This window comes from Pseudomonas sp. NKUCC02_KPG, from assembly GCF_019345465.1.
Lineage (GTDB): Bacteria > Pseudomonadota > Gammaproteobacteria > Pseudomonadales > Pseudomonadaceae > Aquipseudomonas.
Genome location: NZ_JAHKRC010000002.1, coordinates 66232 through 86568, shown reverse-complemented (window position 1 = coordinate 86568; position 20337 = coordinate 66232). Strand labels below are relative to the sequence as shown.

Genomic DNA, 20337 nt, shown 5'->3' with positions numbered 1-20337 from the left:
CAAATTCAAAGAGCTGTAAGACGCGGAAAAAAAGAAAAATTTTTAGATTCTTAGTTGCGAGCTCGTCTATTCATGAGTAAGCGTCGAGCATAAAGAATGAAATACAAGAATCTCTCATAGGAAATATCTTGTTTTCATGCCCTTACAGCGCCGCGAGAATAAGTAATGCGAGAGAACCATACACTCATCTCAAGAGCAGGCATGTAGGACTATTCCTAAAAGCAGCAAAGAAGATTCCTGAGTGATTGATTTTTGCGGATGCTGTAACCGCGCAATATTACCTTGCTGTACATGCGCCAAAAGTTGCGCACCTATATGTGGACAACCCTGTGGATAGATCTCTGCGAAGTGCAAACTTAGCCGCCCACAGGCAAGTGCGCAAGAAGTTGCACAGTACTGCGCAACTTCTTGCGCACTTTATTGATAACTTCCGCACCATACGCTAGCTGAATTTTAGCTTTTAAATTTAAGCTATTGACATATAACGGATTTATTTATTACGGCATGAACTTTGATAGTTGGTTTGGCGTCTGCAGTGCAATTAAGCCTGTGGACTCCTCTATTTTTCAGCAAGGAAAGCATTCATGGCTACGCCAGCATATATGTCTATCACGGGAACCAAACAAGGTCTGATCACCGCCGGCGCTTTCACCGCCGACTCGGTCGGCAACACCTACCAGGAAGGTCACGAAGACCAGGTCATGGTTCAGGGTTTCAGTCACGAAGTGATCATTCCTCGCGATCCGCAATCGGGTCAACCGACCGGTCAACGCGTTCACAAGCCGGTCAAGATCACCAAGGTCTTCGACAAGTCGTCACCGCTGCTGCTGGCGGCGCTAACGTCCGGCGAGCGCCTGACTGAAATCACTATCGAGTGGTATCGCACTTCGTCGGCAGGCACTCAAGAGCACTACTTCACCACCAAACTTGAAGACGCGATCATCGTCGACATCAAGGACTACATGCATAACTGCCAGGACCCATCGAATTCGCACTTCACCCATCTGGAAGACGTTGAGTTCACTTATCGCAAAATCACCTGGACCCACGAAGTGTCCGGCACTTCCGGTTCTGATGACTGGCGCACCCCAGTCGCAGGCTGACACTGACTCGCTGTTTCGCGGCATCAATCTCTTTGGCGGTTGATGCCGTTTGCGTTGTGTCTCATCTCTCCGCTAAGGACAAGCCTATGTTCGCGCCAGCCAATGCTGCGCATTTCACGTTACTGATCCCCTCTGTTCGCAACGACTTCAAGGTCCTGGCCTTTGATGGCACTGAAGTCATCAGCCGCTTGTATGCGATCCACATCGAACTGGTCAGCGAGTACCCTGATTTCGATCTGGAGAGCCTGCTCTGTCAGCCCGCTTTTCTTCAGTTTGGCCTCAATGGTGAAGGCATTCATGGCCATATCGAAGAGGTCTTCGTAGGCGAGTCCGGTCGCCGCCTGACCCGTTATCAATTAACCCTCGTGCCTGCCCTGCACTACGTGCAGTTCAGTCATAACCAACGGATTTTCCAGCACCTGACGGTGCCGCAGATCGTGGCCCAGGTCCTTAAAGGCCATGGCATCCAAGCCGATGCGTACACCTTCCACGTCAACACCAGCCCGGAACGCGAGTACTGCACTCAATACGGGGAAAACGACTTCGAGTTCATCCAGCGGTTATGCAGTGAAGATGGCATTTCATGGCACCACCAGCACAGTCAGGATGGCCACCTTCTGGTATTCACCGACGATCAGACCTATTTCCCAAAGCTGGGGGGCACGCCCTACCTGCAAGGCTCCGGTCTGGTGGCGGATCACCCGGTCGTCAGCCAGTTCTCGATGCGTTACAGCACCCGAACCAGTACCACCACACGCCGGGGCTATGATCTAAAACGCCCAAGCCTGTTGCTGCAAAGCCACTTCACCGCCGAGTTCAGCCCTGCGCTCGAAGACTACCGTTACCCGGCGCTGATCGAAAATGAAAAGCTCGGCAGACACATTGCCCGGCAAGCCCTGGAGCGACACCGCACCGACTACCAGTTAGCCGAGGGCAAAAGCCACCAGCCAACTCTGCGCAGCGGCCACTTCTTCGACCTGACCGAACACCCCCGTAAAGCCTGCAACGACTTGTGGCTGTTGCTCAGCGTGACGCACACAGGCAAGCAACCTCAGGCGCTGGAGGAAGCGATCACCCACGACGTTAACCCCGAAGACGGCTTCACCCAGGGTTACCGCAACACCTTCAGTGCGATCCCCTGGAACGTGTTCTACCGGCCTCCCTTGGTCACGCGCAAATCCGTATTGGTCAGCCAGACGGCTCGCGTTACGGGGCCTGTAGGGGAAGAGATTTTTTGCGATGAATACGGCCGGGTCAAAGTCGAGTTCCATTGGGACCGCGCCGAGCTGGGCAGCGACAAGAGCAGTTGCTGGCTGCGGGTGTCATCCAGCTGGGCGGGAGAAAGTTTCGGTGCGGTGACTATCCCGCGCATCGGCATGGAAGTCGTCGTGACGTATCTGGAGGGCAATCCCGACCATCCACTGATTACCGGTTGCATCCCCAACAAGGTCACGCCGGTGCCCTACCCCTTGCCCGCGCACAAGACCAAAACGGTACTGCGTAGCCACAGCTCACCCGCCAATGGCGGCTACAACGAACTGTCGATTGAAGACCGGGCCGGGCAGGAGTTGATCCACCTGCGGGCGCAGCGCGACATCGAACAGGTGATCCTCAACGACAGCGACACCCACATCGGTAACGACCGCCGCGAGCACATCACGCGGGACAGCCACAGCCTGATCAGCAACGACCGCGTTGAGCAGGTGGACAACAACAGCTCCAGCCTGATCAAGGGTGACGAACTGCACACCACCCAAGGCCTGCGTAACACGGTGATCGGTGGCAACGAACTGATCAGCATCACCGGCAACAGCAGCACGACGGCCGACGGCACGCTGGTGATTCAGGCCGGGGCACACGCCCATGTCACTGCGGCCAATGTGGTGATCAATGCCGGCATGAGCCTGACGCTTCAGGCCGGTGGTCAACACATCCTCATCACCGCAGGCGGCATTTTCAGCAGCGTGGACATTGTTCAGGGGGGCGCACCCGTGGCAGGTGTTCCACCGCTGCAAGCCGCCCAGGCGCTGGCCAGCGCACCGCAATCGATTATCGCTAGTCCGCTGTCCATCTTGGCCGCCGTCAAACAGAAAGCGGCGGACAAATGCCCACTGTGCGAGGCCTGTCGTGATGGTCTATGCAGCACTGGAGAACGTGCATGATTACCCTTGAACAATGGTTGCAAGAGCAAACCCGGCAGGGACGACACCTTTACCTGGTACTGGATTCAGATGGCCAACTTGACGAGCGCAATGGGTTGGTCAGTGAACTGGGCGTCGATCACTACCGCAATCTGTACAGGGGAACACCTGCTGATTCATTGGCGAACGTTGCTCCCTGCCTCTTCCGGTTGGACGCGGTTGAGCATCCGACCCTTCAGGCCCTGCTCAAGACACCGGACCGTCATTGGGGCTGGCTTGCCAGCGCCGCAAGCGCTGACCTCGATGCGTTGACCGCCCATTGGCAGAAGCGTCTGGTGACCGGTGAGCGGCCGAACCAAGCGCTTTATCGCTTTCACGATAACCGCGTACTGGGGCGTGCACTGGCCTACCTGCAACCCGAGCAGCGTGCGGACTACCTCGGCCTCATGACCAGCGTGTGTTATTGGCAGGCTGAGCAGTGGACTGTTACCGACAACCCTGATCCCGGTATTCATCCCCTGCCCACAGACCCCGCCTGGTGCCATATCCCTACGCCTGACGAAACCTTCATGGGCATACAGTTCGACAATACGCGCCGTTACCTGGTCCGCGAGCACTTCGACACGCTGCTCGATCTGGCCCGAGAACAAGACATTGATGCCTGGCTACGGGGCCAGCTCGACCTGGCGCACACCTGGGGCTGGCAGGGACCCGACAGCATTCACTTTTTGCTGATGCAAAGCTTGCAGGCGCCGGATTCCAACCCACCCAAAAACTGGCTACCCCGGCCAAACGAAACTCCGGCGATGCACTTTGACCGGGTTTATCAGCAAGCGCTGTATTGGCAGGGAGATGGCCCCGTATGAAACGCGTTATTCACCGTTTAATTCTTGGTAGTTGCCTGGCCCTGACTGGCGGCTGCTCAGCCACAGGGAAGTCCGACACTTTTACCCTGACCGCCGACATGCCACCGGGCTTTGCCTATGTCGCGAAAGTGACCTACGTACCTGTCCCCGGTCAATCTTGCAACCTGGGCAGGTATAACAATGTGAAACAGCAGTTCAATCGCGAATGGTGGTCTGAATACAAGCCCGATGTAGAGATTGAAATACACCTCACCCGCAAAGGCTGTGAGTTGGTGCTGAATGGCATAGACCTTGAGATCAATGGGGTATATGGCAAAGATTTTGGTGACTCCGGCGGAGATTCCGGGTTTATCGCGGTGCGCGATTATCTCGACGCTCGCGACAAAGGCTCCTTCAATGCTGCTGGCGAAAGCCAGATTTCGGGGCAGTGCCAGTGGACTTTCCGGACCTCGGGAGGCTTGCGTCGTATTGTAAAAATCCTCTTCTGCAAAAACACCGATACCCAGGGCAATGTCACCAAAGGTCGTCCGTTCGCCGCGTACACCCTTGATCAGCTACCGGGCAAAACCGTGAAACTGAAAATCAAGTTGGCCGATGAGGAAAGACCTTACATGAAGGACACCTGGGTCAAGGTGCCCGGTGGATGGAAACGCTGTATGGGAGACAATTTTGAAGACCAACATGCCTTTTGCTATGGCAATTACAAAGACTTCAGCACCTTTCGCATGCCGGATGGTCGCGACACCTGCACCATTTACCCCGGTTGCACGGAAAACAAGGAGGTGACCCCATGATCCGTGCACTGCCAGAACGTGACAGGTCATCCATGGATGGCACAATTCACGCTTGCCCTTTACGGGAACACTCGACCAGTTTTCAATTAGTGGACGAGTTCGGGGATGGACAACCTTATGCCGGGCTGACTTATCAGATCATCGACCACGAAGACATTATCTACACCGGCAAGCTGGATGCGACAGGCTCCGGGAAAGTGGAAAACCACTACTGCGGCCCTGTGGTGCTGACGCTGAATCAACCCTATCAGGGACGCGAGAAAACCTACACAGTTTTAAGTGGAAGAGATCACTACCCCCTACCCATCACCGAACTACAGGTGCGAGCCGAGAAAACTCGCTTCTCCAATAAGTCCGGTCTTCGCACTCAATCCAATCCTGCACAAGACAAGACCAATGTGGGAGCCTTTTATCAGGTAGAGGTACGAGAACTCGTGGAGTACGGCGCACACCTGCCGCCGTTGTCCGCACGCCATTTCCCTCCCAACTTCCATGTCTTTAAGCTGTTTCGACCGCTACCGGTCAAAGGAAGTACTGGCTACAAGCCTGAGCTAGCAAAACGTTTCGGCGTTCCGCTGATGCCGAACCGGCACCATGTACTGGAAGTGCGCCCGTTGCGCGCCCTGCGCCCAATGCTGTCACCCGGCAACGATTTCTGCGCGCTCAACCTCTACCAACTGGCGCTGATGTCGACACTGAGTTACAGCGACTTTGCCCAGCAACCCATCGATCATCCGGTAGACACCGACACAGTGAGCTTTCCGCTACAGCCGAGCATCGGCAATTGGTTTGCTGACGCGCTAGCAAAATTTGACGAGCTTTGGCAGGTCGATGCAGCGCAGGCTGGAGGAAAGGCGTATTACCCGTTGTATGAGGAGGTGCCTTACTCCAGACGCCTGGAGGTGGTGCCCTTCGACCCGGCACTATACCCGCAGGTTAATAGCCCGAGCCTGGGGGAGAAGCAGGAAAGTCCGGCGACTATTCACTGGCTTGATGACCGCGCTGATGACGACGGTACCGATACCCAAGCCTTTATCACTCACCATGATGCGCTGATTCTTCTTTCGATCCGGGGCACCGCCAGCGTGGCTGATGCCTTGCGTGACATGGATGCGACTCAGGTGCCCTTTGGCGATTCACCTGGCAAGGTGCACAACGGATTTTATGGTGCGGCCAAGGTAGCCTACCTTTTTGTCACTCGTTACCTGGACATGTTTTACAGCGGACAAAAACTGGTTATCACCGGGCACAGCCTGGGCGGGGCGATTGCCTTGATCGTGTCTGAAATGCTACGACGTCGACCGGATTTCACTTATGACATCGTGCTTTACACCTATGGCGCCCCCCGGGCCGGTGACAAGGTCTTTGTTGAGGGGGCCAAGCCGCTGGTTCACCACCGCATAGTCAACCACAACGACCCGGTGCCAAGCGTTCCATCGACATGGATGAATACGTCCACCCAGCGGGAGTACATGGCACAGGGTGTCGTTACCGTGCTGAACCCGGCTATCGGGGTGGCATCGCTGGTACTGGGCATGGTCAACATGACCGGTGAGCCCTACGCTCACCACGGCACACTGCGACACTTCATGCCGGTCTACTTTAACGCGGGTTTCATGTCCTCGATCCTCTGGAAGCCAGGGTGCAGCACCATCAACGACCACGGTTGTGCCGTAGCGCTGAAGGCAACCGACGGCCTGCCCTCCCGTGGCCCATTCTTGCGGCAGGTGATTGATAATGCCCACCACAAAATGGTCGTCAGCTACATTCCCAACTGCTGGGCCAGCCTGCGCCGCTGGCAGGATGCTCAGGAGTCCAATCGCTCATTGGTGACTATTGATGAGTTTGAGCAGGTGGATGAGGCATTAACCAATGCCAAGCGGCAAGTACTCACTCTGGAGAGCCGTCTGGCGGCGAGCTCCGACAGTTATGTCCGTAATCAAGCCGCGGCGATGGCCGCTCTTCAACAAGAGTTCCGCAACATAGAGATCACGCGCACGCGGCTGAGCGAGTTACGGGTTAGCCGTGTCAGTGAGGCCGATGTGTATGGCGTGTTCGCGGGACTACCCGAACTGACTGATGAGGATTTGCCTCGCTGGAAAGCTCATGCAGAGAACCGTAAGGAGGAACAACTGGCAATGGCTCCGCCATCTGCCAACGATGATGAGCGAGCGATAGCAGCCATTATCGGAGTCCGCATTCCGGGAACACCCTTCAATTTTGATATTGATTCGATTGTCTAGCCTGATACCTGCAGCGTGTGAGCATTTCATGCAACTGCGGGCTAGAAAATGGCACCTGATGCTCCCATGACACCCCGGACGCCAACACAACTTACACCCGGCAAGTTCTGGGCATCCCCCCGCCTTGCACCGTTACGGCATGAACTTCAAGGAAAAACGCCGCTGACCTCATCATGAGAGCGCGGCGTCTTTCTTGGCTAGAGTCAGCCAGGCACCAAACACCTTTGAGTGACTGTAAAGGCTACTGACTCCAGACGATTCACAATGACTGATCCCAGTTAGTCATCAAAAAGCTGAACACGGCAAACACGACCAGAACAATGACAAATATGTGTTTCTTATGGATTTTAGTTTTCATATCGCTCCCCTTTTTTGGTCTAAAAATGCCTCGGTAGCCAAAGCCAGGGATTGAGCATAGCTAATCAGGCCAAACCGTTGTGCCTTTGCTCCTAGAAAACACTGCCTTAACGTTTTTATCGGCGCGAAAGCTCGTCCAAAGGCTTGCCCCTATCCTTCTCCAAAGCCTCAAACCCGCGCTGCAGATCCTCGATCAAGGCGGCGACATCCTCCAGCCCGATATGCAAGCGCAACACAGGGTTCAGTGAGCGATCAGCCGCACTGTTGCGATCTTGTGTATCGGCTACGGTAATCAGACTTTCAAAACCGCCCCAGGAAGCCCCCAACCCGAACACCTGCAGCGCATCAATGAAGCGTTCAACACAGGCAGTGTCCGTGTCGTTCAACTCAAAAGACAGCAAGCCATTGCTGCCCGTGAAATCCCGCTTCCAACAAGCATGATCAGGATGATCGGGCAAAGCCGGATGGAATACACGTTTCACCTGCGGTTGCGCCTGCAACCAATGGGCGACTTCCAGGGCCTGACGCTCATGCACTTCCAGTCGGGGCGCCAGGGTTCGAGCGCCGCGCAGGACCAGGTAGGCGTCATCGGGGCTGACCGTTGCTCCAAAGTTGTCGCTCATGGAAGCGAGTGCCGGCCATGCCTCTTCACGGGTGCAGACACTGCCCATGAGCACGTCGCTATGGCCGCTCAGGTACTTGGTCAGCGCCATGATCGAGATGTCTGCACCAAGCGCCAGCGGTCGGTACAGATAACCCGAGCCCCAGGTGTTGTCGACGGCCACCAGGATGCCGCGCTTTTTGCACAGCGCCACAATGGCCGGCAAATCGCACAGTTCATACAGCAATGAGCCTGGCACTTCGGTGTAGATCATTTTGGTGTTGGCTTGCAGTTGAGCCTCAAGGTCGTGGCCGTTCGCAGCGAAATAGCTGACCTCAATACCGAAAGGCTGGAGAAACTCCCGCGCCAGACGCCGCACCGGCGCGTACACCGCATCGGTAATCAGCACATGATCACCGGGCCGCAGGTACGCCACAAACACCTGCGCCACAGCCGCCAGGCCGGTACCGAACAACCGCGTGCGGTACCCCCCCTCCAGCTCAGTGACCAGGTCTTCGAGGGCGAACGCCGTCGGGTTGCCGCGAGCACCGTAGCTGAGCACGCGCTCATGATCGCGCCGGGCCCGGGCGTCACGCATCTGTGCCAGGTTATCAAACAGCACGGTGCTCAGACGAGTGACCGGCACATTGACCGCCCGCCCGCCGATACCCTGGGCCCGTGCCGCATGCACCAAGCGCGTGCGCACCCGTTCATCTGGACGTACTGTCGGCTGCAAAGGATTGAGGCTGGCGATTTCGTCGGCGCTCATTTGCGCCAGCAGACCGATTTCCCAGGCAAGGTACTGGCGCGCCGCATCCTTGTTGCCCGTGTGGCGATCATGGGTGAAGAACAGAAAATCGATGCATTGATCATCGGATGGACTGTCCGGGCTTTCCTCCACGGCGAATCCTGCTGCACGCCAGGCCTCGAGTCCGCCGTCCAGCAGTTGCACGTGCACACGCAGGGCTTCGGGCAATTCACGGGCGGCAAACGCAGCGAGTTGCGCTTGATCGGCCAACAACACAACCGGTCGCTGCTCACCCGCCACATGCTGCGCGAGCAACGAGCGGATCGACCATCGTGAACCGGCAATATGGCCTTTGCGATAGGCACTGCTCGCACGCAGGTCGATCAACGCAACCGCCTTGTCTTTCAGTGCATCCGCCAGTGCCTGCGCCGAGATCAATGGCAGCGCCTCGTGGCCGACCACATCGCCTTCGGGCAACGCCAGACCGCTGTTCACGCCCTCTGCCAGCAGATACACCTCATGGCCCAACTGGCGCAGCCAGCTCGCAACAATCGGCGCACGTACGCCATCGCTGTCAATCAGCACCACCCGCGCCTGGCGCACACCGATATACAGGTCGGTCGATTGAATCAGCTGTCCGCCCGGCGTATGTTGCGCGCCGGTCAGGCTGCCCGCGGAAAACTCCTCTGCAGTGCGCACATCACACAGGAACAGGCTGCGCCGCGCATCCGCAGCCCACTGCTCAACCTGGACCGCGGCTACCGTTTTCACCCCCGCCCGTTCCGCCAGTTGCGAAGCGGCCAGCCGCTGCGCAGGCAATGACGCCGTGGTCACCCCATCGGCATAGCGACGGCGGCTGCCGTGCTCCAGCTCAAAGTCTTCAAGATCCCAACCCTGAGTGCCGTTTTCCAAGGCATAGACCGGATTCTTCACCCCCAGATTGATGAGGGTTTGTGCGCCGATGATGCTGCGGGTTCGCCCGGCGCAGTTGACCACGATCGGTGTTTTTTCGTCCGCCACCAGGTCATGGATGCGATACCCCAACTCACCGTTCGGGCAGCACACAGAACCCGGAATGGTCATTTTGCGGTATTCATCGAACGGACGACCGTCGAGTAGCACCAAAGGCTCGCCCCGGCTTTGCCAGTCGGCCAGTTGTTGTGCGGTGACATGGGGCGTATGGCTGACCTGTTCGACCAATTCGCCAAATGCCTTGGACGGTACATGTACCCCGGCAAACAACTGATAACCAGCAGCCTGCCAGCCATCGGCACCGCCCTGAAGCACGTGTACGCGTTCATACCCCAACGCCTGGAGGCGCCGGGCTGAACGTGCAGCAACATCGCTGCCGTTCTGGTCGTAGATCACCAGTCGCACCTGCAGGTTGGGCGCCAGTCGCCGAGCCTCCAGTTCCAATCGGCTGTACGGCAGGTTGACCCCGAAAAACAGATGGGCCTCTCCATACTGGCCATGCTCGCGCACATCAAACAGGGCGATTTCCTGCCCGTCGAACAGCCACTGCTGCAAGTGTCCCGGGGTTACGGTCTGGCTCATGGGAATTCCGTTAAAAAATGATGGATGCGCCGCAAGGCGCTTATGAATAGGCCTTGATCGACGGCGCCATTTGCGAGGCGTTGTAATTGAGAATGCGCCCGTCGGCCTCGACGCCGTAGCGACCATTGAGCGACTCCAGGGGCAAACCGTAGAGATGGAAATGCAAGGTCGCCTGCTCGCCTTCGACGCGAATGCCGTGCAGGTCGTCGCCCAGAAACGAAATCGACGTGCCAGGTTGCACGACCACTTCCTGCTGCAGATGCAATGTCGTGAACCCTGGCTCGCGACCTTCGTCGTCACGGCCATACACGTAGTTGATCTCCTGGCCTTCAACAGCGCTGATAATTGCCCAGGTTTCATGATTGTGAGCAATCGTGCTTTTGCCCGGTAGCAACGAGTTCAGGTACAGCGTTGGGGTGTCGCCATCGTCATTCAGGCGGTAGCGAAACGCGGTGGTGCCCTGCCCCGGCACCGGTGCCGGAAATTCATCGAAATTGAACAGATCACGACGCTCGGCCAGTGCCTCGAGCAGGGTAACGATGTGCACCAGTGCGGAACGGTCGACACCGGATTGGTTAATGACACGGATTTTCTTCAGGAAATCCTCGATGACGGCGGCACGGTTTTCGGTACTCATTGGCAGGCTCCTCGTTATTAGACAGACAAGCTGTAGCGACCCAGATTGGTCAGCAGGTACGGATCGTTGGCAACGACGGGACGGCGTCCCGGATCGCCCAAGGCATGCCGCAGGAATGCCTGGGTGCGCACGCTGGCCGGGCGTTGAAAAATCTGTTCGGCGCTGCCGTGCTCGACGATCACGCCGTTTTCGGTGAAGTAAACAATGTCACTGATCTCTTCGGCGAAACGCATCTCGTGGGTGACCAGCACGCACGTCATGCCCTCTTCGGTCAACTCGCGAATCACCGTCAGTACTTCGCCGACGGTTTCAGGATCGAGAGCAGAGGTCACTTCATCAAACAGGATCAGTTCCGGGCGCATCGCCAGGGCCCGGGCAATTGCCACGCGCTGTTGCTGGCCCCCGGACAGTTGTCCCGGATAGGCATCGGCCTTGTGCTCCATGCGCACTTTGGCCAGCAAGGCGCGGGCGTCTTTTTCGGCATCGGCGCGACTGCGCCCCAGCACTTTGCGTGGCGCGATCACCAGGTTCTCCAGCACTGATAGATGCGGGAACAAGTTGTACTGTTGAAAGACAAACCCCACGCGCTTGCGCAACTCGATGCGCTGCGTTTCCTGGGCCATCGTGTGTACCTCGGCGGCACCGACGCGCAGGGTGCCGCGCTGGGGCTGCAACAGCCCGGTGATGCAGCGCAGGATGGTCGATTTGCCAGACCCCGACGGGCCGATGATCGATACGGCCTGACCTCGATACACGTCCAGGTCAATGCCCTTGAGCACCGGGTTACCGCCAAACGACAGGTGTACATCGCGCAGGCTGACCAGAGGCTCGGCGACGGTTTCAATAGAAGGCATAACGTCGCTCCAGGCGCTGGGTGAGACGGGAAATCGGATAGCAATATGCAAAGAACATCACCAGCAGACTCAGGTAAACCACCACGGTGAAGCCGGTCATGTTCACGGTGTTGCTGGCAATCTGGGCGGTATCGATCACGTCGTGCACGCCCACAAGCGAGGCCAGCGCCGTGCCCATGGTGATCACCGCATACAGGTTCATCCACGGCGGCAACATGCGCTTGAAGCACTGGGGCAGGATGATCGAGCTGAAAATCTGCCAGCGTGTAAACGCCAAGGATCGCGCGGCTTCCCACTGCGTGCTCGGGATCGAAGCAATGGCGCCGCGGAAGATTTCAGCGACATTGGCACTGGCCGGCAAGGCCAGCCCGATCGTTACCTTGACCCAGTCCGGAAACGGGAGGTAGGCGCTGCCGATCTTGATCTCGAACGGGAATACATAAGTGGTGAAATAGATCAGCACCAGCCAGGGCGCATTGCGAAAAACGTGCACCCAGATTCGCGCAGGCTGTCGCAGCACCCACAATGGCGACAAGGCCAACGCCCCCACCAGCAACCCCAGCACTGAACCCAGCGTGATGGCGACCAGGCTGATCAGAATGTTCTGGCCAAAGCCCGCAGCCAAGGCTGGCGACCATTGCACAAGCGCTTTCAACACCGGGCTTTGCGGGGTAAACCACAACAGCCAGAATACGGCGCCGAGCAACAGCAGCAGCGTGCCCAAATGCCGTCGCGACCAGGCCTCTGATGCAGTGGCAGACGATTCAATGGCCATAGCCGGGCATCCTCAGGCGCGCTTCCAGATAGCGCCCCACTCCATTGACGATAAAACTCAGCAGACCAAAAAAGCTCAGGATCAGGATCATCAGTTCCAATACGTTATCGCTCTGCGTCCAGATCATGATCGACGCGTAGGTGATGTCGCCGACGGCAATTGCCGAGGCGACGGCGGTCATCTTTACCAGGTCGATCAGGTTGTTGATCAACGACGGCAATGCGAAGCGCAGGGCCAACGGCAACTGCACGTGCCATAGCAACTGGCGGCTGCTGAATGCCAACGAACTGGCGGCTTCCAGCGTCACTGCCGGCACAGCTTCGATGCCCGCACGCAGGGCCTCTGCATGAAAGGCCCCCTTGTGCAGCGAGATCACGATCACAACCCAGGCAAAGGGCGTCAGCGGGTTCGACGCACCGACCGCCTGGGTCAGCAGCATGTTCAACACGAGAAAAGCGCAATACAGCTGCACCAGGGTCGGCGTGTTGCGGGTGACTTCGACGAACACCCGCGCAGGTTTTGCCAGCAACGGGTTTCCCGATGTCAGCATGGCCGCCAGTCCAACCCCGGCGAGCAAACTGCCGATGATGGTGAACAGGCACAACCACACCGTGGTCAACGCCCCTTGCACAAGGGTGCCCCGCTGATAGGCATCCAGCAGAAAGTTGTAGTTCAGACCAAACCCGGCGGCCCAGTGGACGAAAATCTCCAGCCAATGACTCATGGGCAACTACCTTGGAGGGCAGCCGCAATGCGGCCACCTGTTAAATACGATGGAGGGGAATCAGGCGCCGTCGCCCTGGAACTGCTTTTGCAATTCGACCAGTGCAGGTGACGCGGGAGTGATGTGATTGCGGGTCTGGGCTTCGATCAGCCAGCCGCTGCGGTGCAGCTCCTTGACGATCGGCTCAAGCCTGGCCTGGGTGTCGCTTTCACCACGACGCGTCCAGATCACGGACGGTGCCGGGTTGAGCTCCGGACTTAGGGCACGATAGCCTTGCCATTCGGGGTTGTCGGCGATTAACGGATTGATCAGTGTGGCGTCATGTACCGCAGCAACGCAGTTACTGCCACGCAGTGCCAACAAGGATTCGGATGAACTTTTGAACGCCTTCAACTCAACGCCCAACTCGGTCAGCGGCTTGATGTAGCTGCTGCCTTGAGAGGTGCAGACGGGTTGCCCCTTCAGGTCTTCCCAACGAGTGATCTTGCTGTCCTTGAGCACCGCGGCGGTACCGCCAACCCGGTAAAACGGTGTCGGTACAAACCCGAGGATTTCGCCGCGCTCTGGCGTCCATTCCATGTTGGCGATCAGCAAGTCCACTTTGCCCTGCTGTAGAAATTGCACACGGTTGGCAGGTAATACCGGCACCAGTTGCACTTCAACATTCAACTGCCGACCCAGTTCCTGAGCGAGTTCAACGTTCAAGCCGCGCGGCTTCTGAGTGCTCGGGTCTATACCGCCAAAGGGGCCACCTGACAGCAGCACGCCAACGGCCAACACATGACGCTGCTCGATCTTGTCCAGTGTCGCGTCAGCCTGGACAGCAGTGCTGGCCGCCAATGAGACCAGGGCGCCCAACAGTACAGGCAATAGACGTCTTACAGGCGCGCGCTCAAGCAACATGGATTTCCCCTCATGAATGACCGGGAAAAGCCCGATCCAATAAGTGGACATCCTGCGTACAGCACGGAGGTAACGGAAATACAAATATCTAATATCGTTATAACTGAGCCGGTTTCAATTTTTAGATCAATGCTTATAAGCCTGGATTCACTGGCCAATGTGAGTATTCAAAGAAATAACTTCGTGCAAACACATAAAAATATGTAATGTTTAGGTTCTCACTCCTGATATAAAAAAAGCCTCCATGTCGACCCTTGATCTCGAGTTACTGCGCACCTTCATTGCCGTGGTCGACCACCACAGCTTTGCCGAGGCCGGCGTGCAACTGGCCCGCACACAATCGTCGGTCACTCAGCACATGCAACGCCTGGAGCAACAGGTCGGGGTTAGCCTGTTTGAAAAGCGCGGCCGACAAAAACAGCTCACGGAGGCCGGACAGCAGTTGCTACGCCATGCCAGACAGATGCTCTCGCTCAACAATGACGCGCTTAACTCCTTGCGCGAAAGCAGCCTGAGCGGCGTGCTGCGCATTGGCTCACCCCATGACATCGCGGACACCATCCTGCCCCCCATCCTGAGCCACATCGCGCGCTCGGCGCCGCGTTTGCGCCTGGAAATCGACGTCGGCAGAAGCCCTTTCCTGATGGACGACCTGCACCGGGGCAAGGTGGACATGGTGATTTCCACTCGCGAAGACCCGAACCTGGAAGGCTTTGCCCTGCGCACCTCACCTGTATGGTGGATTTGCTCCGCGCAGTACCTTCACACCCCCGGGGAGCCGATACCGTTGATTCTGGTGGATGAGCCCAGCATCTATCGACGATATGCCCTTGAGGCACTGGAGAGCGCCAACATTGCGTGGCGCCAGGCTTACCTGGCATCGAACCTGATCGGCATCAAGGCGGCAACACGTGCAGGCCTTGGCGTCACTGCCAGAAGCATGGAAATGCTGGGCCCGGATATGCGGGTGCTGGGTGAAAGCGATGGTTTGCCTCGCCTGCCGGACGTCACCTACTACCTGTGGATTCGGCCCAACACCCTGAACCCCCTGGTTCGTCGGGCCTATGAGTTGATTCGCAGCCACCGCGGGCACTGAGTGCCGCTGAAGCCTGCGGCACAGGTCAGTCAGCACGAACGAAGCAAGGGGCAACGGCGTGGCTGCCCCTTGATAATGGATCAGGCTCACTAAAACGAAGGCACAAAAAAGGGCACCGCGTTAGCGTATGCCCTTTTTTATCGAATCTTGGCGGGAAACCAGGGATTCGAACCCTGGGAACGCTATTAACGTTCGCCGGTTTTCAAGACCGGTGCATTCAACCACTCTGCCAATTTCCCGTACTTCAAATGAATCACCGCCAGCGTGCTATTGGAAAGCACCCGGGATAAAAAAATCATGAACCTGTTACAGTCTACGACTTTCAAGACTGCTGCTTTAAAGCAACAAGCCCTACCCCCTACCGTTGTTTCGGGCGCCATAATACCTGAATGAAACACGTTGTCAAACTCTCTTGATCCCTTGTTTCAGAGCCTCTGCTATGATCTTTGCTACTTAACATTTCTAACCACAGGAGTATCGCCATGCGCGAACAGGATTACGCAGTTAATAACAGCGTGCAGGCCGAGCAGCTAGAGGTTAGCCGCGTCCTGCGCAACACGTACGGCTTGCTGGCTCTTACCCTGGCTTTCAGCGGTGTAATGGCTTACGTCTCGCAGCAGATGCGAGTCGGCTACCCAAATATTTTTGTTGTACTCATCGGTTTCTACGGCCTGTTCTTCTTGACGAACAAGCTGCGTGATTCGGCATGGGGCCTGGTGTCCGCCTTTGCCCTGACCGGTTTCATGGGATTCCTTCTGGGCCCGATTCTCAACCGCTACCTGGGCATGCAGGGCGGCGCTGAAGTAGTAAGCTCGGCATTTGCGATGACTGCTCTGGTATTTGGTGGCCTGTCAGCCTACGTGCTGATCACCCGCAAGGACATGAGCTTCCTGGGCGGCTTCATCACTGCCGGCTTCTTTGTTCTGCTGGGCGCGACGCTGGCCAGCTTCTTCTTCCAGGTCAGCGGCCTGCAACTGGCGATCAGCGCAGGTTTTGTATTGTTCTCTTCGGTCTGCATCCTGTTCCAGACCAGCGCCATCATTCATGGCGGCGAGCGCAACTACATCATGGCGACCATCAGCCTGTATGTTTCGATCTACAACCTGTTCATCAGCCTGCTGCAAATTTTCGGCATCATGAGCCGCGACGACTGATCAACAACCGCTACACAAAAGCCCGCTTCGGCGGGCTTTTTGTTGTCTGCTGCAAGCATCTTTGGGCATCTGGCTTTATCATTACCGCAGATTTGCTGACAGAGCCCACCATGAAATTTGCCATTGCCCTTTATTCGGCAGCCCATGCACCCTCCTCCCGTCGTGCCCTGCGTTTTGCCCAGGCAGCACTGGCGGGCGGCCATGAAATTGTCCGGCTGTTCTTTTATCAAGACGGTGTTCACAGTGCTTCGAGCAATATCGTGACGCCCCAGGACGAACAGGACATCGCACAACAATGGGCGACCTTCGTCAGTCAGCATCAGCTCGATGGCGTGGTGTGTATTGCCGCAGCCTTGCGCCGGGGCGTACTGAATGAAGACGAAGCAACGCGCTATCAGCGCCCGGGGGTCAACCTGAAAGCACCGTGGGAATTGTCCGGACTGGGGCAATTACACGATGCCATTCAATCTGCCGATCGACTGATCTGCTTCGGAGGGCCTTGAAATGCCCAAGTCACTGTTGATTATCAGCCGCCAGGCTCCGTGGTCTGGCCCGGGGGCAAAAGAAGCACTGGACATCGTTCTGGCGGGCGGTGCATTTGACTTGCCTATTGGCCTGCTGTTTATGGATGACGGTACTTTCCAGCTCGCTCCAGAACAAAACGCCGGCGCCCTTCAACAAAAAAACCTCACCGCCAACCTGCAAGCCCTGGCCATGTTTGGCGTTGAGGATTTGTATGCTTGCCGCCACAGCCTTGACGAGCGTGGAATCTCGCCTGCAGGGCTTGCAGTCGCTGACGTACAGCCACTGTCAGCAGATGAAGTGCGTGCAGTCATTGACCGTTATGACCAAGTGATCACCCTCTGATGTCGACCCTACACGTTGTGAGCCACTCACCTTTTTCAGACACCCGCCTGGGCAGCTGCCTGCGCTTGCTGGGCAGTGAAGATGCCGTGCTGCTTTGCGGCGACGGGGTATACGCCCTGCAGCTACAAGGCAGCGCCCTCACATCCCTGGAAGAAAAAACCGTTTTTATCCTTGAAGAGGACTTGCAGGTGCGCAACCTCAAATGCCCGACATGGGCAACGGGTGTTGATTACCCAGCCTTCGTCGAGCTGTCGATTCGTTATGACAAGGTCAACACCTGGCTATGAATGTGCTTACTCTCAGCGGCAAAAGCATCGAACTGGACAAGGACGGCTACCTGCTGGACCTCAACGATTGGTCTGCCGAAGTCGCCCAGGCACTGGCCGTACAAACGGGCATCGAGCTAAGCCCCGAACACTGGGAAATCCTTGAGTTGTTGCGCAGCTTCTATCAAGAGTTCCAGCTGTCTCCTGCCACGCGCCCACTGATCAAGTACACCGCTCTGAAACTGGGGCCCGACAAAGGCAACAGCTTGCACCTCAACCGACTGTTTAATGGCACCCCAGCCAAACTCGCCGCCAAGCTGGCGGGCCTGCCCAAGCCGACCAATTGCCTATGAACACTCCCGCTGCGCTGACTCTCGAAACTCCGGCCGAACACCCGTTTGCTCAATTTGTACGCATCCTGGGCAAAGGTAAACGGGGTGCCCGCAACCTGACCCGCGAAGAAGCTCGCGAGGCAATGGGCATGCTGCTCGACGACAAGGCAGAAGACACCCAGCTGGGGGCCTTTCTGATGTTATTGCGGCACAAGGAAGAAAGCTCAGAAGAAATGGCAGGTTTCACCGAAGCCGTCAGAGACCGCCTGGCAGCACCCGCGATCAAGGTCGACATCGACTGGCCGACTTATGCAGGCAAAAAGCGCCACTTGCCTTGGTATCTGCTGGCCGCCAAGTGCCTGGCCCAGAACGGCGTACGTATCTTCATGCATGGCGGAGGCGCTCATACGGCGGGCCGAATGTACAGTGAGCAGCTGCTTGAGGTGCTTGGCATCCCGCTGTGCCGCAACTGGCAGAGCGTCAATGAAGCGCTGGACACAGGCAATCCGGCGTTTATGCCGCTGCAGGACTGGGCGCCGCAATTGCAGCGCATGATAGACCTGCGCAACACTCTGGGCCTGCGCTCGCCGATCCACTCCCTGGCACGCATTCTCAACCCCCTGAGTGCCCGCTGCGGCCTGCAAAGCATCTTCCATCCGGGCTATCAAAGCGTGCACCGAGAAGCCAGTGGCTTGCTGGGAGACACCAGCATCGTGATCAAGGGTGATGGCGGCGAAGTCGAAATCAATCCCGACACATCAAGCCATCTTTACGGCACAACGGCAGGCGTGAGCTGGGATGAAGAGTGGCCCGCCTTGTCGTCACAACGCCATGTCAAACCCCCATCGCTGGATCCGGAACATCTCAAGGCGCTTTGGCGTGGCGAAGTCGAAGACCGCTACCCCCAATTGGCCCTGTTGTCGACGATGGCCCTTGCATTGCGAGGGCTGGGCACCCCCCGGGAGCAAGCCTTTGAGCTGGCACAGCGCTATTGGGACAATCGTGACACATCGATCTAAACCTGTTGCTGGCCACCCGACTCTGCCTTTTTGCGAGACCACACCATGCTCATTCCCTACGACCAGCTTGAACCCGACACCCTCACCCGCCTGATCGAAGATTTCGTAAGCCGTGATGGCACTGACAACGGCGATGACACGCCTCAGGAAACCCGCGTGCTGCGTGTCCGACATGCGCTGAGCAAAGGGCAAGCGGTTATTTTTTTCGACCTTGAAAGCCAACAGTGCCAGCTGATGCCCAAGCACGCAGTGCCAAAAGAGTTCTTTGATTAATCCTTTGCAAGTTCGCCGCTGGCAAGGCGCCCAGTATTGCGGTCTCGTATCCGCTTATAGATTTCATCGCGATGAACACTGATGTCCCTGGGGGCCTCGACCCCCAGGCGCACGCTTGTACCGTTTACGGCAATAACGCACAGCGTTATTTCTGATCCGATTGAAATACGCTCGCTTGCGGCACGACTAAGTATCTGCATGGCTGTCATCCTAGGATCTGAGTAGGCATAAAGACTGCACTGCGTAAAACTACCCATCAATCCCTACAAATGAATTCAGCGCACGCCTACTACTTCCTCGGATACCTCCTACAGACTAACGGTCGAACAAGGCTTTAAGGGCTTGAAAAGCGCGGTCCCAGCAAGATGATGGTGGCGCCAATCACACACAACCCTACCCCAATCCAGTCTGAACCCAGTGGTCGAATGCGCTCAACGACCGCCAGCCAGGCAATGGACGTCACAATGTAAATCCCGCCATAGGCGGCATAGGCACGCCCGGCATAAGCCGCTTCGACCTTGGTCAGCAGCAAGGCAAACAACACCAGACTCACGATCGCCGGCAACGCCCACCATGGGCTTTTGTCCTGGCGCAACCACATCCAAAACCCATAGCAACCTGCAATTTCAAACAGAGCTGCCAAAAAAAACCATACGTAGTTGAGCATGCGCGTGTCTCCAGATATGCAGCGCGCCACCCTACCTGCGGGCCTGCTGGTGATCAAGGTCGAAGTCTTTTAAGACCGCCCTGAATAAAAATTGAATTATTCACCTTGCGCTCGAGTCGGATTTTATAAGCACTGCCCACCCCTGTATCTCAAGCGGCGCCCCAAAAAACTGCCTATCGGCGCAACACAATAAAGAAGGAAATATTCATGACCACAATTCTTCTGATCGTTCTTATTTTGCTGTTAGTCGGCGGACTGCCGGTGTTCCCGCACTCAAAAAGCTGGGGATACGGCCCCTCGGGCATTATCGGGACCGTGCTGGTAGTGCTGTTGATATTGCTCCTGCTCGGCAAGATCTGACGT

Annotated in this window: 22 protein-coding genes and 1 tRNA gene; 14 read left to right on the top strand and 9 right to left on the bottom strand. The window is 57.0% G+C overall.

Annotation, left to right across the window (positions count from 1 at the left end; all coding sequences use genetic code 11):
• Positions 1 to 584 precede the first annotated feature (584 nt).
• The 5 genes from KO536_RS03155 to KO536_RS03135 all read left to right on the top strand — a co-directional run bounded on the left by KO536_RS03155 (position 585) and on the right by KO536_RS03135 (position 7147).
• The gene (locus KO536_RS03155; RefSeq protein ID WP_219261057.1) at positions 585 to 1103 is read left to right on the top strand and encodes an Hcp family type VI secretion system effector; all 519 of its coding nucleotides are present in this window, start codon (positions 585 to 587) and stop codon (positions 1101 to 1103) included.
• Positions 1104 to 1189: 86 nt separating this feature from the next.
• Positions 1190 to 3265, top strand: a complete 2076-nt coding sequence (gene tssI / locus KO536_RS03150; protein ID WP_219261056.1) for a type VI secretion system tip protein VgrG — start codon at positions 1190 to 1192, stop codon at positions 3263 to 3265.
• Positions 3262 to 4110: a DUF4123 domain-containing protein gene (locus KO536_RS03145; RefSeq protein ID WP_219261055.1), complete on the top strand. Its 849-nt coding sequence runs from the start codon at positions 3262 to 3264 to the stop codon at positions 4108 to 4110. The genes tssI and KO536_RS03145 overlap by 4 nt, the downstream gene beginning before the upstream one ends.
• On the top strand, positions 4107 to 4904 hold the full coding sequence (locus KO536_RS03140; protein WP_219261054.1) for a hypothetical protein: 798 nt from the start codon (positions 4107 to 4109) through the stop codon (positions 4902 to 4904). The genes KO536_RS03145 and KO536_RS03140 overlap by 4 nt, the downstream gene beginning before the upstream one ends.
• Positions 4901 to 7147, top strand: a complete 2247-nt coding sequence (locus KO536_RS03135) for a lipase family protein (RefSeq protein WP_219261053.1) — start codon at positions 4901 to 4903, stop codon at positions 7145 to 7147. The genes KO536_RS03140 and KO536_RS03135 overlap by 4 nt, the downstream gene beginning before the upstream one ends.
• A 473-nt stretch (positions 7148 to 7620) precedes the next feature.
• On the opposite strand, the gene metC is transcribed toward KO536_RS03135, so the two are convergent.
• Genes metC through KO536_RS03105 form a run of 6 tightly spaced genes read right to left on the bottom strand, consistent with a single transcriptional unit; the run spans position 7621 to position 14300 of the window.
• Positions 7621 to 10407 (bottom strand): cystathionine beta-lyase, encoded by a 2787-nt coding sequence (gene metC, locus KO536_RS03130; RefSeq protein ID WP_219261052.1) that lies wholly within the window; start codon positions 10405 to 10407, stop codon positions 7621 to 7623.
• Between the two features lie 40 nt (positions 10408 to 10447).
• Positions 10448 to 11044 (bottom strand): cysteine dioxygenase, encoded by a 597-nt coding sequence (locus KO536_RS03125; protein ID WP_219261051.1) that lies wholly within the window; start codon positions 11042 to 11044, stop codon positions 10448 to 10450.
• A 17-nt stretch (positions 11045 to 11061) separates the two neighbouring features.
• Positions 11062 to 11898 carry an amino acid ABC transporter ATP-binding protein gene (locus tag KO536_RS03120; RefSeq protein WP_219261050.1) on the bottom strand — a complete coding sequence of 279 codons (837 nt, stop codon included), beginning with the start codon at positions 11896 to 11898 and terminating at the stop codon, positions 11062 to 11064.
• On the bottom strand, positions 11885 to 12673 hold the full coding sequence (locus KO536_RS03115) for an amino acid ABC transporter permease (RefSeq protein ID WP_219261049.1): 789 nt from the start codon (positions 12671 to 12673) through the stop codon (positions 11885 to 11887). Before KO536_RS03115 ends, KO536_RS03120 begins: the two co-directional genes overlap by 14 nt.
• Entirely contained in the window at positions 12663 to 13397 is a 735-nt protein-coding gene (locus tag KO536_RS03110; protein WP_219261048.1) for an amino acid ABC transporter permease, read from the bottom strand. The genes KO536_RS03115 and KO536_RS03110 overlap by 11 nt, the downstream gene beginning before the upstream one ends.
• A gap of 60 nt (positions 13398 to 13457) precedes the next feature.
• Positions 13458 to 14300: a transporter substrate-binding domain-containing protein gene (locus tag KO536_RS03105; protein WP_219261047.1), complete on the bottom strand. Its 843-nt coding sequence runs from the start codon at positions 14298 to 14300 to the stop codon at positions 13458 to 13460.
• A gap of 244 nt (positions 14301 to 14544) precedes the next feature.
• On the opposite strand from KO536_RS03105, the gene KO536_RS03100 reads away from it, so the two are divergent.
• A complete protein-coding gene (locus tag KO536_RS03100; RefSeq protein WP_219261046.1) occupies positions 14545 to 15396 on the top strand; it encodes a LysR substrate-binding domain-containing protein in 852 nt (283 codons plus the stop codon).
• Between the two features lie 148 nt (positions 15397 to 15544).
• Here KO536_RS03100 and KO536_RS03095 read toward each other — a convergent pair.
• Positions 15545 to 15635 (bottom strand) — tRNA-Ser (locus KO536_RS03095).
• 243 nt (positions 15636 to 15878) lie between these two features.
• Here KO536_RS03095 and KO536_RS03090 point away from each other — a divergent pair.
• The 7 genes from KO536_RS03090 to KO536_RS03060 all read left to right on the top strand — a co-directional run bounded on the left by KO536_RS03090 (position 15879) and on the right by KO536_RS03060 (position 19307).
• Positions 15879 to 16550, top strand: coding sequence for a Bax inhibitor-1/YccA family protein (locus tag KO536_RS03090; RefSeq protein WP_133076092.1), 672 nt, complete (start codon positions 15879 to 15881; stop codon positions 16548 to 16550).
• Between the two features lie 110 nt (positions 16551 to 16660).
• The gene (tusD, locus tag KO536_RS03085) at positions 16661 to 17053 is read left to right on the top strand and encodes a sulfurtransferase complex subunit TusD (protein WP_133076091.1); all 393 of its coding nucleotides are present in this window, start codon (positions 16661 to 16663) and stop codon (positions 17051 to 17053) included.
• A gap of 1 nt (position 17054) precedes the next feature.
• Positions 17055 to 17417 carry a sulfurtransferase complex subunit TusC gene (gene tusC / locus KO536_RS03080; protein WP_219261045.1) on the top strand — a complete coding sequence of 121 codons (363 nt, stop codon included), beginning with the start codon at positions 17055 to 17057 and terminating at the stop codon, positions 17415 to 17417.
• The gene (gene tusB, locus KO536_RS03075; protein ID WP_133076089.1) at positions 17417 to 17704 is read left to right on the top strand and encodes a sulfurtransferase complex subunit TusB; all 288 of its coding nucleotides are present in this window, start codon (positions 17417 to 17419) and stop codon (positions 17702 to 17704) included. Before tusC ends, tusB begins: the two co-directional genes overlap by 1 nt.
• A complete protein-coding gene (locus KO536_RS03070; protein WP_219261044.1) occupies positions 17701 to 18036 on the top strand; it encodes a TusE/DsrC/DsvC family sulfur relay protein in 336 nt (111 codons plus the stop codon). The genes tusB and KO536_RS03070 overlap by 4 nt, the downstream gene beginning before the upstream one ends.
• On the top strand, positions 18033 to 19034 hold the full coding sequence (locus tag KO536_RS03065; RefSeq protein WP_219261043.1) for a glycosyl transferase family protein: 1002 nt from the start codon (positions 18033 to 18035) through the stop codon (positions 19032 to 19034). The genes KO536_RS03070 and KO536_RS03065 overlap by 4 nt, the downstream gene beginning before the upstream one ends.
• Positions 19035 to 19079: 45 nt before the next feature.
• The gene (locus KO536_RS03060) at positions 19080 to 19307 is read left to right on the top strand and encodes a YheU family protein (RefSeq protein WP_016781468.1); all 228 of its coding nucleotides are present in this window, start codon (positions 19080 to 19082) and stop codon (positions 19305 to 19307) included.
• On the opposite strand, the gene csrA is transcribed toward KO536_RS03060, so the two are convergent.
• Positions 19304 to 19507, bottom strand: coding sequence for a carbon storage regulator CsrA (gene csrA / locus KO536_RS03055; protein WP_219261042.1), 204 nt, complete (start codon positions 19505 to 19507; stop codon positions 19304 to 19306). The genes KO536_RS03060 and csrA overlap by 4 nt on opposite strands.
• 134 nt (positions 19508 to 19641) lie before the next feature.
• A complete protein-coding gene (locus KO536_RS03050; protein ID WP_219261041.1) occupies positions 19642 to 19974 on the bottom strand; it encodes a YnfA family protein in 333 nt (110 codons plus the stop codon).
• A 201-nt stretch (positions 19975 to 20175) separates the two neighbouring features.
• Here KO536_RS03050 and KO536_RS03045 point away from each other — a divergent pair, with 201 nt between their 5' ends.
• Positions 20176 to 20334, top strand: coding sequence for a DUF3309 family protein (locus KO536_RS03045; RefSeq protein WP_133076084.1), 159 nt, complete (start codon positions 20176 to 20178; stop codon positions 20332 to 20334).
• Positions 20335 to 20337: the final 3 nt, after the last annotated feature.

Bases quoted from the DNA above. Each gene is read 5' to 3' on its own strand.
- KO536_RS03155 (WP_219261057.1), top strand. From the start codon at position 585: ATGGCTACGCCAGCATATATGTCTATCACGGGAACCAAACAAGGTCTG.
- KO536_RS03105 (WP_219261047.1), bottom strand. From the start codon at position 14,300: ATGTTGCTTGAGCGCGCGCCTGTAAGACGTCTATTGCCTGTACTGTTG.
- KO536_RS03050 (WP_219261041.1), bottom strand. From the start codon at position 19,974: ATGCTCAACTACGTATGGTTTTTTTTGGCAGCTCTGTTTGAAATTGCA.
- tusD (WP_133076091.1), top strand. From the start codon at position 16,661: ATGAAATTTGCCATTGCCCTTTATTCGGCAGCCCATGCACCCTCCTCC.
- KO536_RS03145 (WP_219261055.1), top strand. From the start codon at position 3,262: ATGATTACCCTTGAACAATGGTTGCAAGAGCAAACCCGGCAGGGACGA.
- tssI (WP_219261056.1), top strand. From the start codon at position 1,190: ATGTTCGCGCCAGCCAATGCTGCGCATTTCACGTTACTGATCCCCTCT.
- KO536_RS03120 (WP_219261050.1), bottom strand. From the start codon at position 11,898: ATGCCTTCTATTGAAACCGTCGCCGAGCCTCTGGTCAGCCTGCGCGAT.
- KO536_RS03070 (WP_219261044.1), top strand. From the start codon at position 17,701: ATGAATGTGCTTACTCTCAGCGGCAAAAGCATCGAACTGGACAAGGAC.
- KO536_RS03115 (WP_219261049.1), bottom strand. From the start codon at position 12,673: ATGGCCATTGAATCGTCTGCCACTGCATCAGAGGCCTGGTCGCGACGG.
- KO536_RS03135 (WP_219261053.1), top strand. From the start codon at position 4,901: ATGATCCGTGCACTGCCAGAACGTGACAGGTCATCCATGGATGGCACA.
- KO536_RS03065 (WP_219261043.1), top strand. From the start codon at position 18,033: ATGAACACTCCCGCTGCGCTGACTCTCGAAACTCCGGCCGAACACCCG.
- tusB (WP_133076089.1), top strand. From the start codon at position 17,417: ATGTCGACCCTACACGTTGTGAGCCACTCACCTTTTTCAGACACCCGC.
- KO536_RS03060 (WP_016781468.1), top strand. From the start codon at position 19,080: ATGCTCATTCCCTACGACCAGCTTGAACCCGACACCCTCACCCGCCTG.
- KO536_RS03140 (WP_219261054.1), top strand. From the start codon at position 4,107: ATGAAACGCGTTATTCACCGTTTAATTCTTGGTAGTTGCCTGGCCCTG.
- KO536_RS03125 (WP_219261051.1), bottom strand. From the start codon at position 11,044: ATGAGTACCGAAAACCGTGCCGCCGTCATCGAGGATTTCCTGAAGAAA.
- KO536_RS03090 (WP_133076092.1), top strand. From the start codon at position 15,879: ATGCGCGAACAGGATTACGCAGTTAATAACAGCGTGCAGGCCGAGCAG.
- metC (WP_219261052.1), bottom strand. From the start codon at position 10,407: ATGAGCCAGACCGTAACCCCGGGACACTTGCAGCAGTGGCTGTTCGAC.
- KO536_RS03110 (WP_219261048.1), bottom strand. From the start codon at position 13,397: ATGAGTCATTGGCTGGAGATTTTCGTCCACTGGGCCGCCGGGTTTGGT.
- csrA (WP_219261042.1), bottom strand. From the start codon at position 19,507: ATGCAGATACTTAGTCGTGCCGCAAGCGAGCGTATTTCAATCGGATCA.
- KO536_RS03100 (WP_219261046.1), top strand. From the start codon at position 14,545: ATGTCGACCCTTGATCTCGAGTTACTGCGCACCTTCATTGCCGTGGTC.
- tusC (WP_219261045.1), top strand. From the start codon at position 17,055: ATGCCCAAGTCACTGTTGATTATCAGCCGCCAGGCTCCGTGGTCTGGC.